The organism is Microcystis sp. M090S1 (genome assembly GCF_020246295.1).
GTDB lineage: Bacteria > Cyanobacteriota > Cyanobacteriia > Cyanobacteriales > Microcystaceae > Microcystis > Microcystis aeruginosa.
Genome location: NZ_JADBTF010000061.1, coordinates 1 through 16,536, shown reverse-complemented (window position 1 = coordinate 16,536; position 16,536 = coordinate 1). Strand labels below are relative to the sequence as shown.

At 39.8% G+C, this 16,536-nt stretch carries 19 protein-coding genes and 1 pseudogene; 11 read left to right on the top strand and 9 right to left on the bottom strand.

Going from position 1 to position 16,536, the window contains the following annotated elements; all coding sequences use genetic code 11:
* Positions 1-298: 298 nt before the first annotated feature.
* Together IM477_RS02645 and IM477_RS02640 are read right to left on the bottom strand one after the other, a co-directional pair.
* On the bottom strand, positions 299-1,261 hold the full coding sequence (locus IM477_RS02645; RefSeq protein WP_287730440.1) for a hypothetical protein: 963 nt from the start codon (positions 1,259-1,261) through the stop codon (positions 299-301).
* A gap of 18 nt (positions 1,262-1,279) precedes the next feature.
* On the bottom strand, positions 1,280-2,755 hold the full coding sequence (locus IM477_RS02640) for an AAA family ATPase (protein WP_502866529.1): 1,476 nt from the start codon (positions 2,753-2,755) through the stop codon (positions 1,280-1,282).
* A gap of 293 nt (positions 2,756-3,048) precedes the next feature.
* On the opposite strand from IM477_RS02640, the gene IM477_RS02635 reads away from it, so the two are divergent.
* On the top strand, positions 3,049-3,489 hold the full coding sequence (locus tag IM477_RS02635; RefSeq protein WP_287730438.1) for a DUF29 domain-containing protein: 441 nt from the start codon (positions 3,049-3,051) through the stop codon (positions 3,487-3,489).
* Positions 3,490-3,646: 157 nt separating this feature from the next.
* Here the strand turns inward: IM477_RS02635 and IM477_RS02630 are convergent, their stop codons facing one another.
* Entirely contained in the window at positions 3,647-4,513 is an 867-nt protein-coding gene (locus IM477_RS02630) for an alpha/beta fold hydrolase (protein ID WP_287730437.1), read from the bottom strand.
* Between the two features lie 295 nt (positions 4,514-4,808).
* On the opposite strand from IM477_RS02630, the gene IM477_RS02625 reads away from it, so the two are divergent.
* The 6 genes from IM477_RS02625 (at position 4,809) to IM477_RS02600 (ending at position 10,660) form a co-directional block, all read left to right on the top strand.
* Positions 4,809-5,789 (top strand): ABC transporter ATP-binding protein, encoded by a 981-nt coding sequence (locus IM477_RS02625; RefSeq protein WP_287730436.1) that lies wholly within the window; start codon positions 4,809-4,811, stop codon positions 5,787-5,789.
* Between the two features lie 223 nt (positions 5,790-6,012).
* On the top strand, positions 6,013-6,954 hold the full coding sequence (locus IM477_RS02620; protein WP_287730435.1) for an ABC transporter ATP-binding protein: 942 nt from the start codon (positions 6,013-6,015) through the stop codon (positions 6,952-6,954).
* Positions 6,944-7,774, top strand: a complete 831-nt coding sequence (locus IM477_RS02615; protein ID WP_287730434.1) for an ABC transporter permease — start codon at positions 6,944-6,946, stop codon at positions 7,772-7,774. The genes IM477_RS02620 and IM477_RS02615 overlap by 11 nt, the downstream gene beginning before the upstream one ends.
* Positions 7,775-7,776: 2 nt before the next feature.
* On the top strand, positions 7,777-9,303 hold the full coding sequence (locus tag IM477_RS02610; protein ID WP_287730433.1) for a GldG family protein: 1,527 nt from the start codon (positions 7,777-7,779) through the stop codon (positions 9,301-9,303).
* 48 nt (positions 9,304-9,351) lie between these two features.
* Positions 9,352-9,972: a Uma2 family endonuclease gene (locus tag IM477_RS02605; protein ID WP_079208955.1), complete on the top strand. Its 621-nt coding sequence runs from the start codon at positions 9,352-9,354 to the stop codon at positions 9,970-9,972.
* 112 nt (positions 9,973-10,084) lie between these two features.
* Positions 10,085-10,660 carry a Uma2 family endonuclease gene (locus tag IM477_RS02600; protein ID WP_079208956.1) on the top strand — a complete coding sequence of 192 codons (576 nt, stop codon included), beginning with the start codon at positions 10,085-10,087 and terminating at the stop codon, positions 10,658-10,660.
* Between the two features lie 274 nt (positions 10,661-10,934).
* Here IM477_RS02600 and IM477_RS02595 read toward each other — a convergent pair.
* The 6 genes and pseudogenes from IM477_RS02595 to IM477_RS02570 form a co-directional block, all read right to left on the bottom strand.
* Positions 10,935-11,057: pseudogene (locus IM477_RS02595) on the bottom strand (PEP-CTERM sorting domain-containing protein); the annotation flags it as partial.
* A 1,304-nt stretch (positions 11,058-12,361) separates the two neighbouring features.
* A complete protein-coding gene (locus IM477_RS02590) occupies positions 12,362-12,664 on the bottom strand; it encodes a type II toxin-antitoxin system RelE/ParE family toxin (RefSeq protein WP_287730432.1) in 303 nt (100 codons plus the stop codon).
* Positions 12,661-12,891: an addiction module protein gene (locus IM477_RS02585; protein ID WP_287730431.1), complete on the bottom strand. Its 231-nt coding sequence runs from the start codon at positions 12,889-12,891 to the stop codon at positions 12,661-12,663. Before IM477_RS02585 ends, IM477_RS02590 begins: the two co-directional genes overlap by 4 nt.
* A 158-nt stretch (positions 12,892-13,049) precedes the next feature.
* A complete protein-coding gene (locus IM477_RS02580; RefSeq protein WP_287730430.1) occupies positions 13,050-13,865 on the bottom strand; it encodes a PEP-CTERM sorting domain-containing protein in 816 nt (271 codons plus the stop codon).
* 139 nt (positions 13,866-14,004) lie between these two features.
* Entirely contained in the window at positions 14,005-14,325 is a 321-nt protein-coding gene (locus IM477_RS02575; RefSeq protein ID WP_002784949.1) for a type II toxin-antitoxin system PemK/MazF family toxin, read from the bottom strand.
* Positions 14,319-14,561 (bottom strand): AbrB/MazE/SpoVT family DNA-binding domain-containing protein, encoded by a 243-nt coding sequence (locus IM477_RS02570; RefSeq protein WP_190723626.1) that lies wholly within the window; start codon positions 14,559-14,561, stop codon positions 14,319-14,321. The genes IM477_RS02575 and IM477_RS02570 overlap by 7 nt, the downstream gene beginning before the upstream one ends.
* 385 nt (positions 14,562-14,946) lie before the next feature.
* On the opposite strand from IM477_RS02570, the gene IM477_RS02565 reads away from it, so the two are divergent.
* The 4 genes from IM477_RS02565 (at position 14,947) to IM477_RS02550 (ending at position 16,425) form a co-directional block, all read left to right on the top strand.
* Positions 14,947-15,300, top strand: coding sequence for a papain fold toxin domain-containing protein (locus IM477_RS02565; protein WP_002798426.1), 354 nt, complete (start codon positions 14,947-14,949; stop codon positions 15,298-15,300).
* A gap of 2 nt (positions 15,301-15,302) precedes the next feature.
* Positions 15,303-15,677, top strand: a complete 375-nt coding sequence (locus IM477_RS02560; RefSeq protein ID WP_061431090.1) for a hypothetical protein — start codon at positions 15,303-15,305, stop codon at positions 15,675-15,677.
* A 319-nt stretch (positions 15,678-15,996) separates the two neighbouring features.
* Positions 15,997-16,224 (top strand): DUF2281 domain-containing protein, encoded by a 228-nt coding sequence (locus tag IM477_RS02555; protein WP_002784946.1) that lies wholly within the window; start codon positions 15,997-15,999, stop codon positions 16,222-16,224.
* 3 nt (positions 16,225-16,227) lie between these two features.
* A complete protein-coding gene (locus tag IM477_RS02550) occupies positions 16,228-16,425 on the top strand; it encodes a type II toxin-antitoxin system VapC family toxin (RefSeq protein WP_287730429.1) in 198 nt (65 codons plus the stop codon).
* The last annotated feature ends 111 nt before the right edge of the window (positions 16,426-16,536 follow it).

The window sequence follows — 16,536 nt, the reverse complement described above, 5'->3', positions numbered from 1 at the left end:
GGGGAAAAAAGTCTTTCTCGAAACTAAGATCAATATTCTTTAACACTCGAAAGTCAGGAACTTGAACCCGTAGTAACCGCATTGTCAAAACTCCTGTAATCCTATCCTCTTGCTCATCTGCTTATTGTAGCTCACAGGCAAAGGTGAAACAATCTCTTATCCTACCGGCCAAATTCCGGCAGATTTTTTCAAAAAAACCCTTGACAAATCCCCGCACTTGACAGATACTTATATATATAATGGGAATCCGTGCCTGCCTGCGAACCCTCTTTTTTTAGGTCAAATAATGCGATTAAATTTATTCCTGCTCCCTGGGGTTGAGTTCTAGCTTCAGCAGTTTTAGGAGATGGGAAATATGGCAGCTTGGATTATCGCTATTGTGAGCATAAAATCTTCCTATTTGTAGTGCCAGTTGTTCTCTATATCTTTCTGGGGGTGATGTATAGTCCTCTGGAGGTTCAACTTCTAACCAATATTGCTTCGCTTTTTTGATAGTCAACAGAGCCAGCACTAATTCCGATTGGCTATTGTCGTTGCTAACTTGATATTGTTCTTGCCAAGATAGCTGTAATTTGTCCACTTCCGATAGTTCTAGGTTTTGACAATGAGAGATTCTCCCTTTAACTCTGGAAAAATTATTTTTTAAGTCCGCATCATCCTTAATTTTATCTGCCATATCAAGATAAATCTTTTCTAGCCTAGCAGCGGAATTTTGATAAACAGCCGAATGTTCGCTAAGAATTGATTGAATATCGGGGAAAATAAAATAGGACTCTTTATGAATCAATCCCGTCACCCAAATTCTATGCTGTCTAACCCGATTGACTTTAATCAGTGATTTTTCATATAAGTCCTCAAAAATTTCCTCTAAATCCTTAAATGGGTAGGAATCATCTAAATCTTTTAAATCTTTCTTTTGTAAGTCCAAATCGACGATAGCGAACAGTTGCTGGGGATTTAAATAAGAAGCTTCTGGGTTCTCTTCATGCAAACGCAAAAGATTAAAGTAAGTATTTAAAACATCATTTCTATCACCACAGTTAAAAAAAGTCGGTATCTGTTGTCTCCAATCCCTAGGAACACAAGCTTTATAAAAATTAGCATCGGGAAAATCTTCCATAGCTCGATAGGATTGAGGAGATAACCTGCTGGCAGTTTTTTTGATTTCCCCTTCACAGAGGATGACAAATTTATTACGAATTTGACGGTTTGCCAGAATAAATTGACAATGTTCTAAAAGTTCCGTTTCCCTAAGACTCATGGGTTAGTTTCTCCATCTTTATTTCAATAGTTTTGGTTCTATCTCTTTAACATGAGCGGGAGTTAAAGCTTGACAGAGTTCATAGGAATGAGTGGCTAAGATATATTGATTGCTAGGTTCCCATTCCTGCAAGTCCTCAATAATTTTATATTGCCAGTCGGGATGGAGAGCAATCTCAATTTCATCCATCAAGACAATCGCATCTTTTATCCTACGATACTTTAGCCACAGATAGATACTTAATCGCTTCAGTTCCCCATGACTCAAATCCTCTGGATATAATTCTTCTCCGTTTGTGTCTCCTTTGAATTTAAAGGTAATCCCCGATATATCTTTATCTAAATTAATTTCTTTGTCGGATAAAATTGAATTTAAGTTTTGTCGTCTTAGTTGATAATTATTTCCATATTCACCAGTTTCTATAGCTTGGGCAAAATCTTGATCACGAGCCATGATAAAGTAATTAATCAATAGCTCAACTGGCAGAAAATCGTAGGTAAATAAGTTGCTAAGTTTCTTTTTAATATCTGCCATGGCTAAATAATAGTTACTAGAGTCTGGATTCCCTTGATTTATCTGAAAAAGACTCTTGTTAGTAGCTTTAGGTAAAAAGATAAAAACTTGCGTTGAAGGTGCGGCTAAAAATATTTTTGAGGATAATTCTTTCATTAATAATTGAAATTCTTCTTGGGTGGCTTGACTAAACTTACACAACAAAAATATCTCTTCATTCTTCTGTTTTTTGGCTCGACAAAGATATATTAAGCTATTTCTTTCCAAAATATTTTTAATTACTTTTATTCTTCTAAGTAATGATTTATAGTCATCAGAATAAGAGTCTATTTCATTACTCATTACTCGTAGTTCATCTTGAATATACTTTTGCCTTATCTCTAAATCACCTGTTGAGTAATTATTTGAATATGGTATTCTCTTCTCTGACAGTTTTTTAATGAGTAGATCAAATAAAAACTCGCGTTCTTCCCGGTCAAACAATCTTTGAGTTAAATTTTCTCTTTCTGTTCTACTGTTTAGTCTCAATAATCTTGTAAATTTTTCTTGAATACTTTCAAGTTTGTCACGTTTGTCTTTTAGCTCGTCGATTTTTTGTTCAGTACCCTTTAATTTTTCAAAATCAGATATTTTAAAATCATCAACGTTAACAGTATCCAAATCTTCTTTTTGTCCGTCAAGATCAGATACAAATTGTTTTACATAAGCATCTCTGCAAATAAAAAAATCTAGTTTTACTTCTTCCCGATTGTCGGTTAGAATTTCAAAAATAGCCAGGGTTTTCTGGTCTAACTCATCTTCTAGTTGACATCGATGGAGTAAATTTACCACATATTCTATTTTTTCTGGATCACCAGAACAATGAAGCAGGATAAAAATTAATTGTAGAAGGGTACTTTTGCCACCGCCATTTTGACTACCGATAGGGAATATCTGGGGAAAAAAGTCTTTCTCGAAACTAAGATCAATATTCTTTAACACTCGAAAGTCAGGAACTTGAACCCGTAGTAACCGCATTGTCAAAACTCCTGTAATCCTATCCTCTTGCTCATCTGCTTATTGTAGCCCACAGGCAAAGGTGAAACAATCTCTTATCCTACCGGCCAAATTCCGGCAGATTTCCTCAAAAAAACCCTTGACAAATCCCCGCCCTTGACAGATACTTATATATATAATGGGAATCCGTGCCTGCCTGCGAACCCTCTTTTTTCAGGTTAGATAAGCGTCAAAAAAATAAAAACCTGATACCTGACCAGCACTAAAGGGGATAGGGTATGACAACTAAAGACTTATACGAACAAGACTATCTTGCTTGGTTAGAAGAAACGGCCAAACAACTGCGACAAAAACAGACAGATGTATTAGATTGGGAACATCTCGGAGAAGAAATCGAAGCATTGGGGAACGAACAGAGACATAAAGTAGATAGTTATCTCCTACAATTGCTCATTCATCTGCTTCTCTACCAATACTGGCCGGAGGAACGAGAAAGATGTGCGCGGGAATGGCAGGACGAAATCGGTAACTTTCGGGTGGAATTAGAACTTTTATTGGAGTCGAAAACCCTTTATAACTATTTTCTAACCAGAATCGCCGTTATTTACCCCAAAGCAGTGAAGCGAGTCCGACAAAAAAGCCAATTACCGGCCGCTATCTTTGCCGAAAGCTGCCCCTATAGTCCCGAACAAATCCTCGATTCCGATTTTCTCCCCTGAAATTCCGGCAGATTTTCTCAAAAAAACCCTTGACAAATCCCCGCACTTGACAGATACTTATATATAGAATGGAAATCCGTGCCTGCCTGCAAACCCTCTTTTTTCAGGTCAAATAAGCGTCAAAAAAATAAAAACCTGATAACCAGTCCCTAACTACCTATAAGCTTTTCAACCAATCACTAATCAACCGGTTAACCTCTGTGGGAATTTCATCGTGAGGACAATGACCGGCAGTTAGATAATATTCTGTCAGAGAAGGATAGTATTGACGGAATTTGGCCCCGCGTTCCCTAGTATTCATCCAAGGGTCCCCCTCACCCCATAACATCAACAGGGGACAGCTTAACTTTTGCAGGAGAATATCCACATTTTCCCCCCGGGGAGATTTAAACACAGAAGCAAAAACTTTGGCTGCTCCCGCATCCAGGGAAGGACGACGGATATCTTCTATTAACTGCTCGGTAATGGCACTGCGATCGAGATATACTTTCTCTAGGGTTTTGCGGATAGTTTTTGGTTGACGGGTATAGAGAAATAAGAGATAACTGGACCAGGGTTGCAGCAAGATCGATCGCAGTAATTTTTGTGCTAAATTAGGCTGACGATTGCTTTCTGTATCGCTAAAGGGACCGGCACTATTGAGGAGAATTAATCCCCGAACATTCTCGGAATGATTAGCAGCTACACAGAGAGAAGCGTAACCCCCCAGAGAATTACCCGCTAAAACCGTCGGTTGGCCCACAACTTCCTTGATAAAATCATTTAATTGTTGCTGCCAAAGATTGCCACTATAGACAATATCCGGTTTAGCTGATCTACCAAATCCTAGCAGATCGATCGCCCATACCTCCCATTCTGAGGCTAAACCTTGCACATTTTTTCGCCAATGGTCGGTGGAAGCGCCAAAACCGTGGACTAATAGTAACGGGGGTTTTCCCGCAACTCTAGTACCCGCTTGCACATAGTGTATCGAATGTCCTTGCCATTGCCAATTTTGCTTTATCGTCAGGGCAGCTGTATTCATCGGCTGTTTTGTTAAGTAATGTGAATAATTCTTAGTCTAACCGATTGGGAAACTGGAGACAAAGCTAGAGATTTTTGACCAAACCCCTTGACCAAAAACGGGACTTGACATATACTTATATATATAATGGGAATCCGTGCCTGCCTGCAAACCCTTCATTTTTGGGCAAATAACCCTAAAAAACACTCTCAAAAGAATCTTGAGCGGGATTAATCCACTGGTATGGGTGGCTAACCCCAGATAATTATTCCTGAATCATCGGGACAGTTTTTTTGCTAATTCTGATATAACAGCTATGAAGATTTTGACGATTTTACAGGGATTAATCGACAAAAATCCCTTAACTGAGGCGGATTTAGCAGAATTACTAGAGATCGAATCCTTAAATTTTCACCAGACTAACCCTCTCATCCTACAGGAAAGGGCGGAACTATTAACGATTCTCTGGCCGCGAGTCTGGCAAAAATGTCAGGAGTTAGGGATAAATCAGCCAAATCAGATTTTGATCAGCTGTTGGCGCTTCTGGATTCCCTGGGTGCTAGAGCTACGCAGCCACGCAAAACCGTTGATTCAAGGCATTTTGGCTCCCCAAGGCACGGGGAAGACCACCCTAACATCTATAATGTCGATTATTTTAGCCTATTTTGATTTAAAAGTAAATAATCTCTCTTTAGATGATATTTATAAGACCTATAATGAGCGAATAAAATTGCGTCAAAAGGATGAAAGATTGCGCTGGCGTGGTCCACCGGGTACTCATGATATAGCATTAGGAATTAAAGTTTTAGAACAGGTTTGTCAGCAAGAAAGTCCGATTTTAATCCCGCGTTTTGACAAGTCCCTGCATCGAGGACAAGGAGATAGAATTGCAGCGGAACAAGTGGAACGAGTTGATATTCTTTTTTTCGAGGGTTGGTTTGTGGGCATGAATCCAGTAGAAGAAACAGTCTTTGATCATGCCCCCGATCCGATTAATAGCGAAGAAGACCGACAATTCGCCAGGGATAATAATCAAAGATTGCGAGAATATCTACCCCTGTGGTCAAAAATCGATCGCTTACTTATTCTTTATCCCCTTGACTACCGTTACAGTTTACAATGGCGACAGGCGGCCGAAGCAAAAGGAGGTATGAACCCATCAGAAATCGAGGAATTTGTCAAGTATTTTTGGAAAAGTTTACATCCGCAATTATTTCTCCCACCCCTGCTCAAACAAGCGCATCTAGTGGTAGAAATTAATCGGGATCATAGTCTGGGAAAAATCAGTTATCAGTGAGCAGTAGGCAAGAGGCAAGAGGCAAGAGGCAAAAGAAAGAATCTGGCAATTCTCCTACCCAAAAAGAAGGTTAGAAACTAAGTCCATAAAATCTTCTAGCTTAACAAATTAGGTTTTAGATTCCGTCGAGTTAAAAGAAAGCTCCGAACTTGTCACTTAACACTATTGACTGATAACTGATAACTGATAACTGATAACTGATAACTGATAACTGATAAAGCTTATGATTGAAGTCGAACATCTGAGTAAAATTTATGGTTCTACTGCGGCAATCAGTGACGTGGATTTTACCGTAGAAAAAGGAGAAATTCTCGGTTTTTTAGGACCAAATGGAGCGGGAAAAACCACGACTATGAGGATTTTATCCGGTTATATTCCCGCCACGACGGGAACAGCAAGGATAGCAGGATACGACGTGCATCAACAATCCTTAGAAGTGCGTCGTCGCATTGGTTATCTTCCCGAAAATCCCCCCTTGTATCCAGAGATGACCGTGGAAAGTTTTCTCGATTTTGTGGCACGGATTAAAGGCATCTCATCGGGGGATAGAAAAGCGCGGGTAGATTTAGTGTTAGGCAAATGTCAGTTACTAGAAAAAAGAAAAGTTATTATCCGCAAGTTATCCAAGGGTTATAAACAGCGTGTGGGAATTGCCCAAGCGATCATACACGATCCACCGGTAATTATTTTAGATGAACCGACAGTAGGATTGGATCCGAAACAGATTATCGAGGTGAGAAATCTGATTAAAAGTTTAGCGGGAGAACATACAATTATTCTCTCCACTCATATTTTGCCAGAAGTGAGTATTACCTGCGATCGAGCGACAATTATTAATCGGGGTCGCATCGTGGCCAATAATATTACTACCGCTACCCCTGCCGGTTCCAGTTATGAAATTGAGATCGAGGGTGATAGGGATTCCCTGCTAGAAATCCTTCAACAACTGCCGCAAGTCGAGCAAGCGGCAAAAGTCGGCGATAACCTGCTCAAAATTGTTGGTCAAGTGGGAACAAACCTAGGGGCAGAACTTGCTAGAATAGTTGTCAACAATGGTTATAACCTATTAGAAATGCGTCGCACCCGTAAAACCCTAGAAGATATCTTTCTGGAAGTAATTGGCAGCGGGGAAAGTAACCACCAGGAGGAGAGGCATGATCAATAATATCTGGGCGATTTTTCGCAAGGAATTTCAAAGCTATTTTACCGCCGCCAATGCCTATATCATTATGGGGATATTTTGGTTAGTAGCGGGATTTTTCTTTAACTCCCTTCTCTACGGAATTATTCTCGATATTAGTATCCAGGAACAATCGGGATTTCTGGTAGCCAGAGATGTGGTATCTGAATTTATGACCACTTTCATCGGCATGATTTTATCCTCTTTATTGTTGGTAATTTTGCCAGCCCTGTCTATGGGATTATACGCAGAGGAAAAAAAACAGGGAACCCTAGAACTTTTAGCCACTTCCCCCCTGACCAATTGGAGTATAGCCATCGGTAAATTATTGGGAGTGCTGGCCTTTTTTACCGTGATGATTACCCCCCTCTGGATTTACGAAATAGTAGTTTTTAGTGCCGCAGTTCCCCCGGTGAATATAGCCAGTATTTTACTAGCTCATCTAGGATTAATTTTACTGGCAGCGGCCATCCTAGCCATTGGGATGTTTATCTCATCCCTCACCAATAGTTCTATCCTGGCTTACATCATCACCTTTATCACCATCTTATTTATCTGGATACTGGATGTAATTGCTAACAATGCCGAAACCTTCTTTCGAGATCGCATCGGAGGAGAAGTGGGAGAACAGATCGGATTTTTCCTAAAAGAATTGCTCTCCCATCTATCTTGGTATCAACCCTTTAACAATTTCGTGCGGGGAATTTTTGACAGTAGTAGTTTAGTCATCCTCCTCAGTTATATTCTGCTGGGAATCTTCCTAACTACTCAAGCGATCGAAGCGGACCGTTATCAAAGAAACTAACTATGATATCCTGGCAAAAATACAGTAAATTTCTCTATATACCCGCCCTATTTCTGGGTAGTGCTGGCTTAACCGTGGGGTTAATCTCCGGTCAATGGTCATCCCTCTCTCTGGGGTTATTAATTGCCGGGGCTATTCTGTTTCTAGGGTGGCTGTTGTTATTAGTAATCACTTCCAAAGACTTTTGGCAAAAAAGAAGTACCCGCACCGGCACTCAAACCCTCATTACTACTATTATTGTCCTCGGTGTTATCGGTTTAATTAACTTTCTTGCCCTCCGTTATCCCTATCGAGTTGATTTAACCGAAAACCAAATCTTTAGTTTATCCCCCCAAACCGAAAGACTATTAACCAATCTGTCAAAACCTGTCAAAGTCTGGATTTTTTCAACCCGGGGAATCAGTGCCAACGAACAGGAACTTTTAGCCAATTATCAACGCAAAAATCCCCAATTTCAGTACGAGATAGTTAACCCGGAGAAAAAACCCAATATTGTCCAAGAATTTAAAAAACTAGCCAATGATAATCTGTCTAGAGTCTATCTACAGTATGGTGAAAAAAAACAACCCCTGAAAACTATTAGTGAAGAGGAAAGTCTCACCGAAGCGAAACTGAGTAACGCCATCGAAACCGCTAAAACCGATCGCACTTTAACCGCTTACTTTCTGCAAGGTCATGGAGAAAATGCCATCAAAGAACCTCAAGGGGGTTTAGGGCAAGCAGTCAATAGTTTAGAAGCAAAAGGTTATCAAGTAGAACCACTTAATCTAGTGGAACGTTCCACCATTCCCAATAATGCCGATGTCATTATTATTGCCAGTCCCAAAAGAAAAATATTTCCCCAGGAAGTCACCGCTTTAAAAAACTATCTTGAGCAAGGGGGCAAAATTTTATTACTGATTGACCCTCAAACCGAAACCGGATTAGAACCCTTATTAACCGCTTGGGGTGTGAAACTAGATAATCGGATTATTATTGATGCTTCCGGTGCCGGGGAAATTATCGGACTAGGACCGGCTAGTCCCATTATTACCAATTACGGCAATCATCCCATTACTCGCGATTTTGCTAACGGTATTTCTATCTTTCCCTTTGCTCGTCCCATCGCTACCGTTCCCGTGGAAGGAATCGAAGCCATATCTTTAATGATTACTAATGATAAAATGTGGGCTGAGAGTGATTTAAATGATCAGAATCTCCAGTTTAACCCTGAAAAAGATTTAGCTGGCCCCTTTGATCTAGGAGTTGCCCTGACGGGAAAAAAAGGTAAATTAATCGTGATTGGTAATGCCAGCTTTGCCAGCGATGGACTGTTTGAACAACAGTTAAACGGAGATATATTTTTAAATTCTGTGCAGTGGTTAGCCAGTGGTGAAACAGCCACCTTATCTATCCGGGCCAAGGAACCAGAAAATAGAAGAATTAATTTAAATCCCCTGCAAGCTAACGCTATTTTTTGGATAGCGATGGTAGTGATGCCTTTAGTAGGATTTACCCTAGCTGGATTGACTTGGTGGCAACGTCGTTAATCGAGTTAGAATCTAGAAAAATCATCTCTCTTATTCCCCCTAACTGCCATGACCACAACCCAAACCATCCCCCAATTGTTGACTTTTGATGACTATATCAATCAATATCCCGATGATGGACAACAATACGAATTAATCGCAGGAAAATTATTGGCCATGATGCGACCGATCGGAAAACACGAAGAAATTGGCGGTTTTATGACCATCGAGTTAGGATTGGAGATTAGAAGACGGCAATTGCCCTATTTTATCCCCAATACTGCGGCAGTAAAACCCCTTCGCCCCCATACAGGTTATCTACCCGATATTATTGTCTTAGACAGAGAAAATCTAGTTAACGATCCCTATTGGGAAACCGCTTCCTCAATTTCTCTGGCAACATCAGCTAAATTAATTATTGAAATTGTCAGTTCCAATTGGCGAGATGATTATCTGAAAAAATTCGACGACTACGAACAATTAGGAATTGCCGAATATTGGATTATCGATTATTTAGCCAAAGGTTCGGCCCGATATATCGGCAGCCCCAAAGAACCCACCATTTCTATCTATCAATTAATCGATGGAGAATATCAAGGTAATTTATTTAAACAGGATCAACGTCTTATTTCAGGGATTTTTCCAGAGTTAAACCTCACTGCTAATCAAATTTTTTGTGCTAGAGCTTAAAGAAAAACCCGTATTTTTAGATTGGACTTATGGTAAAAATCAAAAACTTACCTGAGAGTAAGGAGTCAGGAGCTTATCATAGAAAACAACTCAATATCCGAGAAATCAATCAATGTTTACCACAATAGAAGATAAACAAGTCCTTTCCCTCGAAGTATTTCTTGCCCTTCCAGAAACTAAGCCTGCGAGGGAATATTATCATGGAATTGTCACTCAAAAACCTATGGCCAAAGGAAAACACAGCATCTTACAATTTGAGTTAGCCTCTGCCATTAATCAACAGACTAAACCTCAAAAATTAGCTTATGCTCTACCTGAATTGCGTTGTACTTTTGCAGAACGTTCAATTGTGCCAGATATTGCGGTGATTCGTTGGGAGAATTTGCCAAGAGATCTAGATGGAGAAATGGCTGATCAATTTTTACGTTATCCCGATTGGATTATTGAAATTATGTCTCCTGAACAATCTGTTACCTTAGGGATGGAAAAGATTATTTTCTGTTTACAACAAGGAACAGAATTAGGTTGGTTGATTGATCCTTCAGCCAAGTCAGTCACCGTTTTTCAAACAGGATTACCGAAAGTACATATTGCAACTGAAGGAAATAATGAGCCTTTAGCAGTGATTAAAGGATTAGAAGGTTGGTCAATATCAGCAGTGGATATTTTTGCTTGGCTAAAGGTTTAATTTGTTATGTCAGCATCGTTTGGTTTATCAGTTTATTCCAGAAGAGTAAAGTTGTCAAAGTTATAGGGATGTGGACTTATTTTTTAATTATTTTACACTGGTAACATTAATGATTGATTTGGATTGTAAAAATTAGGAACATGAAAGGCTTATGGTATAAGACTTTTGCCTTCCGCAAAGCGGTATAAATCCCCTCAAGATAACATAAAAATACGATATAAATACCCCCTCAACTGACTGAATGAAGGGGCGTTTGTCATATTTTAGAAGCAATTTAGCCTACTTTTGTGGTTTCTTTTTCGGTGGATTGAGAGGGTTTTAGTTTGCGTTTGAGGGTTGAAGCTGCGCCGAGAGTGCCGAGGGCGAGGAGGCTAAGGGGAGAGGTGGGTTCAGGAATACGATTCCGAGGAAGGAGTTTGAAAGCCATATCGTTGTTGAAGAATTTAAACTTTTCGCTCTTTTTGGGAGGCATTGAGTTTGGAGGTGTAGCATTTGGATCACCTCCACCCATTCCATCATAAAACTCATTTAAAGTATTTAAAAAAGTTGCTGTAGGATCCCCCCATGATATAGGCGGAAAAGCTACTACATCCTGAACATCAAAGGGAGCTACAGAATTAATATCAAAACCCCAAAGAAATGTATCGATCACTCTAACCTCTTTAAACATCATCCCCATCATTTCAATATTCGCCGTATTAGAAATAGCAACTAGGCCAAGTTCGAATAGAACACTTTCATTTCCGCCAGCAAAACTTCGATTGGGTAAATCTGAGAAAGCTACAGTAGGATTTCCCGGTGGGTTAGGTGGGTTGACCCCTGGTAAAAGACCCTCACCACTATAAGTTGGATCTTCAGGTGGAGCATCAGGAAACCATCCCGCGTTCATCGGGGGAAGCATCCAGTCTGCAACTCCGGCAGCCGTTTCTGTCGCTATAACCGTTTGTACCCAATGCAATTGAAACCCGTCGAGTACCATACATCTACGACTGTCAAGAAAAAAACCTCCCGCTAGTGCTGCACCACCTGAAACGTTGCCTCCTGGATTATCGGAGTACGTATTATAGTCGAATTTAATTGTTCCGCATTGTCCTACTGAACTTTGGACATTTTGATCAAACATTGTGGGCATCATTTGTCCATACGAATGAATAAAGGTACTAGGATTGTTTATATCAGGCGTTACACCAGGCTGTGCATTTGGTAGAAATCTACTAGGTAAGGCAAAAACTTCTAACGCAGGTACTGTAATAGCAATTGTTACCACAGTAGCAAAAAGGTGATATGGCTTTAATAATTGAGTTGTTTTCATGTTCTAAAAAGTTTGTAGTAGGATCGCAAATCTCATATCGTCAGATCAAGCAACAGCCCAACCCAACCCCAAAGGCAGACAACAGAAGGATACACACTCCCCCCCCCCACAAAAGTATCAAAAGCTACAATTTAACAAATCTTTGCATTCCTCGACTAGCGATTCAGATTTTGGGGTTTTTTTGATTGTACTGATAGCGATCGCCATTACCCCTGAAAAAGTTGAAGAAACTTGTTTTAAAGTCGCTCTGGTGCAACGGGCAAAAAAACACCCCCTCAACTAACTGAATGAAGGGGCATTTTTGGTATTTTAGTGGGCAATTTAGCTGGCTTTTGTGGTTTCTTTTTCGGTAAATTTGGAGGGTTTTAGTTTAGGTTTGAGTATCTCGATTATTCTAAATTTCGCTTTTTCCAGTAATCAGGTTTACGTTTTCCATGTGCGATCGCAACCACCCAAATAGATGCTTCAAATTCTACATAAAAGATGATGTAAGGAAAACGGCGAATGAGATAACGGTGCATCCCTTCGATAGTATGGTCTGTTCCCAGATTAGGGTTAATTTTAATTTTTTCGAGAGCTTGTTCAATTTCAGATAGTAAATCTAGCCCTAATCCTATCTTTTGCTTCTCATAATATTGAATAGCATTGTCAAGTTCTCGTCTTGCTTCACTGTGAATAATAACAGGTTTCACGAATATTTCTCTCGTAATTCCAATAATACTTTATCCGATGGTTCACCCTTGGCTGTTCCAGCACAAATTTCGGCTAATCTTTGAGTTAATTCTCTATCCCAAGCATCTAAAACATTGTCATCTACACCTTCATCTAAGGAATGGATGAGAAAGTAAGCCAGTTCAGCGCGATCTTGCACAGAAAGTTGAGCAAGTTCTATTTTGAGGGTTTCTGCTGTTTTAGTCATCTTGAAAGCATCTATAACCAGTCATCTTAGATTGTAGCAGCTCTCGGCTTGCAAGATAAACCATCCTCCTTAAAATCATGGGAATTGAGAGAGTTATGCCAAAAATACCCCCTCAACTGACTAAATGAAGGGGCATTCATGGTATTTTTAGAAGCAATTTAGCCTACTTTTGTGGTTTCTTTTTCGGTAGATTTGGAGGGTTTTAGTTTGCGCTTCACGGTTGAAGCTGCACCGAGAGTACCGAGAGCGAGGAAACCGAGGGTTGAGGAAGGTTCGGGGATAGTATCTCCATCAGATGCAGCTATTACAAATCCAGAGCCAGTATAAGGATTCGCTGTAAACCAGCCTACTGAAGAAGAAAAGCTTACTGGCGTAGTACCGACGATAACACCAGGTAAGCTTGACGATATTCCATTTACAAAGTTAAATGAATCACCAGCTTGAAATTGGGTTAGTGATGGAATCCATTGATTTAGATCAATTCCTATGAATAAGTTTGTTGAGCGACCTGAACTAAATAGTAATGGAGCCAAAAACTCGTTGCTATTTATAATTGCTAAGTTAGAAAGACTACTATTGATGTAATTTTCAAGAAAAAACGAGCCACTAGAACCACCGACAAATCCAAATGCTGTTTCTGAAATAACTCCAGGATCATCAATAATATAATGAAGATCTGTTAAGTAATCTGGAACATTAAATCTAATATGTGACTCATCCCCTGGAGCTATTACCACAGGAAAAGGATAAATTGAGCCTAAATCTAACTCTCCACTTATTGTTTGCACAGTTCCTCTCACATCAACTGTTACAAGATCATCTTTTTCATTCTTAATTCTTAATGAACTTTTGAAAGCAAGACTTGGCTCAATATTTACTAAAATTCCAATAAATGTAGCACAAGTGGTTAAGGCAAAAAGCTGTTTAGCAATAATCATTGTTTTTTGAAATTCGATAAAGTCTAAGGCGGACAATAAAACAATACACACTCCCCCCCCCACAACTGTATCAAAAGCTACAATTTAATAAATCTTTATATTCCTTTCCCCGATTAGCGATTCACAGGGGAAGATTGAGATATTCCCTCTTTGCGAACTATAATCCAAAAAAAAATTAGTAGTGAAAAAATTCAACCAAGCGATCAGCTACTAACATTGCCATTTGTTCGTCAAGACGGCTAATTTGAGCAACGATTCGGGTTTTGTCGATCGCTCTAATTTGGTCTAAGGCAATACTACCTCGCACATTTTCTTGGTCAATCGGGATTCTGGTGGGGTATTTTTTGACTGTGCTGGTGATGGGAGCGACGACTACTGTTCTCAACCGAGCATTAATCTCGCTAGGGGAAACAATAACACAAGGTCGGGTTTTTTGCAGTTCGGAACCCCTAGTCGGATCGAGTTCCACTAGAACCACAGCAAATCTTTCTACCATTGATTTTCTTGCTCGAACTCGTTTTCCACTCCTAACCAATCCTGTAACTCTGCTTCGAGCGGTTCGTCATCAAATAATTCAGTCCACCCCTCTCTCACCTTCTTTTTAGCACTCAGAATAATTTTTTTACCTTCGACTATCGCTTCGACTTCATCAGTGAGTTCGCACTGTTCCATAATCGCTTGAGGAATTGTAATTCCTTGAGAATTGCCGATTTGTATGATTTTCAGCAACATTTTTGACTGCTTGGTAAATACATTGTCATTATATCAATCAACCGCTTAAACAGCCCCACCCAACCCCAAAGGCAGACAACAGAATCATACACACTATCCCCGTCAAAAAAGTATTAAAAACTACAATTTAATAAATCTTTACATTCCTTTCCCCGATTAGCGATTCACAGAGCAAAGAGTCTCAGGTGTTTTCCCCTGTTTTTTTTACTCCTTCTCAGGCGAACTATCCTCATTCCGTGAGATATTGTGGCGCAGTATGTCGGATTCGCCTTTGCCTTCTCCCTTGACTGATCCTCAACTCGATCGCAAACTAAATTAAACAGGATTACCTCGCACCAACCAGCTGATAGACTAGGGATACCAGCTTTCATTTTGGAGTGAGAGAGTGGTTAAGTTAACCGATTCCCAAATTGATCAAGAAATTGGCAATATTGTCAGTCAATTCCAGCTTTATCAATGTTATGAATGTGCTAGAGCAGTAATGCAGTGGCTAACAGACAACGAAATTGAGGGGAAAGTGATCGAACTGAAAACGCGCTATCATGACGAAGATTATATCATTAGCGATCGCATAGGGAATGATCAATCAATTACGATCAATGGAAAACATTATGGGGTAGAAGTAAGGGGAAGAGTATTTGATAATCTGTCTCCTCAAGGGATGACACGAGATGATTGGCTGAAAGATTTTCATTGCCAAAGTGAAGAGTTTATAATTACTGAAGCAGGAGAAGGGTAAAGATGGAAGTAAAAGGCGGATTATTTGAGATTTTGTCTAAGATTAAAGCTAGACCTGGACTGTATATTGGTCGTCCTTCCCTGTCGGATTTGTTTATGTTTTTAGTGGGTTATAAAACTGCTAGACGGGAGTTAGGAATTGAACCGACAGCCGAAGAAATCAGATTCTATCAAGAGTTTCATCAGTTTGTTGAAAACAAATACAATCTTCATACATCTAATGCTTGGGCTAAAATTATCCTGCTCTATTGCCCCGATGAAAAGCAGGGATTTGAGCGTTTTTTTCAGTTACTAGGGGAGTTTCAACAACTTGGCAGTCAGGAAATTCCTGCCGATGGGATTGAGGATAAAGAGATTATTATAAGTCGTGTCAGCTAGTGCGATCGCAAATCTCATATCTCAGGTCAAACAACAGCCCAACCCAACGCCAAGAACGGACAGCAAAACAATACACACTACCGCGCTAAAAACTGTATCCTAAGCTACAATTTAATAAATATTTTACAAATCTTTACATTTCCCTCCCAATCTCTATAAAGAAAACCCAGAACCAGAATAAACAATCCCCAGAAGACGAGACAGAGAAACCCGATCCGACTTCAGTAGTGCGAGCGCAGCATCCGTAACTTGTCCCCTCACCTCTGAAAACCCATGCTATCCTTGAGGTATTGCCCCAAAATCCTCAAATCAAATCGTGATGAACAATGCTGGCCTAGATACCAATTCTCCTTTGTTGCAAACCCTTCAGACATTACCTGTCCAACAACAACAAGAAATTCTCGATTTTTTGGAATCTATAGTCAATCAACACCATCAAACCCAAATAACCCCAACAGGTAGAATTGCGGGATTATATCAAGGTCAAGGCTGGATCAGCGATGACTTTAACGAACCCCTAACCGATGAACTCTTGCCGCCAACTTAACCCATGCAACTTTTATTAGATACCCATAGCTTTATTTGGTGGTCAATTAACTCAGAAAAACTATCACTAACCGGGCAAGATTTGTTATTTGATCGAAATAATCGCTTATTTTTAAGCGTTGCTAGTGTCTGGGAAATGCAAATAAAACTGCAACTGGGAAAATTACAACTTAAGGGAGCATCTCACTTACGCGATGAGTAATTATACTTAGCCTAAAAGCCACTCTTAATCGTGTCTTGGAACGAAATAGAGGCTTTTAAAGACTGCGTACATGGAGAATTAAAACAAGAATTACCCTCGAAAAGCCTATTT

What these genes read in the sequence shown, in the direction of transcription:
- IM477_RS02645 (WP_287730440.1), bottom strand. Translation starts at nt 1,261, where the DNA reads ATGAGTCTTAGGGAAACGGAACTTTTAGAACATTGTCAATTTATTCTG.
- IM477_RS02635 (WP_287730438.1), top strand. Translation starts at nt 3,049, where the DNA reads ATGACAACTAAAGACTTATACGAACAAGACTATCTTGCTTGGTTAGAA.
- IM477_RS02630 (WP_287730437.1), bottom strand. Translation starts at nt 4,513, where the DNA reads ATGAATACAGCTGCCCTGACGATAAAGCAAAATTGGCAATGGCAAGGA.
- IM477_RS02625 (WP_287730436.1), top strand. Translation starts at nt 4,809, where the DNA reads ATGAAGATTTTGACGATTTTACAGGGATTAATCGACAAAAATCCCTTA.
- IM477_RS02620 (WP_287730435.1), top strand. Translation starts at nt 6,013, where the DNA reads ATGATTGAAGTCGAACATCTGAGTAAAATTTATGGTTCTACTGCGGCA.
- IM477_RS02615 (WP_287730434.1), top strand. Translation starts at nt 6,944, where the DNA reads ATGATCAATAATATCTGGGCGATTTTTCGCAAGGAATTTCAAAGCTAT.
- IM477_RS02610 (WP_287730433.1), top strand. Translation starts at nt 7,777, where the DNA reads ATGATATCCTGGCAAAAATACAGTAAATTTCTCTATATACCCGCCCTA.
- IM477_RS02605 (WP_079208955.1), top strand. Translation starts at nt 9,352, where the DNA reads ATGACCACAACCCAAACCATCCCCCAATTGTTGACTTTTGATGACTAT.
- IM477_RS02600 (WP_079208956.1), top strand. Translation starts at nt 10,085, where the DNA reads ATGTTTACCACAATAGAAGATAAACAAGTCCTTTCCCTCGAAGTATTT.
- IM477_RS02585 (WP_287730431.1), bottom strand. Translation starts at nt 12,891, where the DNA reads ATGACTAAAACAGCAGAAACCCTCAAAATAGAACTTGCTCAACTTTCT.
- IM477_RS02575 (WP_002784949.1), bottom strand. Translation starts at nt 14,325, where the DNA reads ATGGTAGAAAGATTTGCTGTGGTTCTAGTGGAACTCGATCCGACTAGG.
- IM477_RS02570 (WP_190723626.1), bottom strand. Translation starts at nt 14,561, where the DNA reads ATGTTGCTGAAAATCATACAAATCGGCAATTCTCAAGGAATTACAATT.
- IM477_RS02560 (WP_061431090.1), top strand. Translation starts at nt 15,303, where the DNA reads ATGGAAGTAAAAGGCGGATTATTTGAGATTTTGTCTAAGATTAAAGCT.
- IM477_RS02555 (WP_002784946.1), top strand. Translation starts at nt 15,997, where the DNA reads ATGAACAATGCTGGCCTAGATACCAATTCTCCTTTGTTGCAAACCCTT.
- IM477_RS02550 (WP_287730429.1), top strand. Translation starts at nt 16,228, where the DNA reads ATGCAACTTTTATTAGATACCCATAGCTTTATTTGGTGGTCAATTAAC.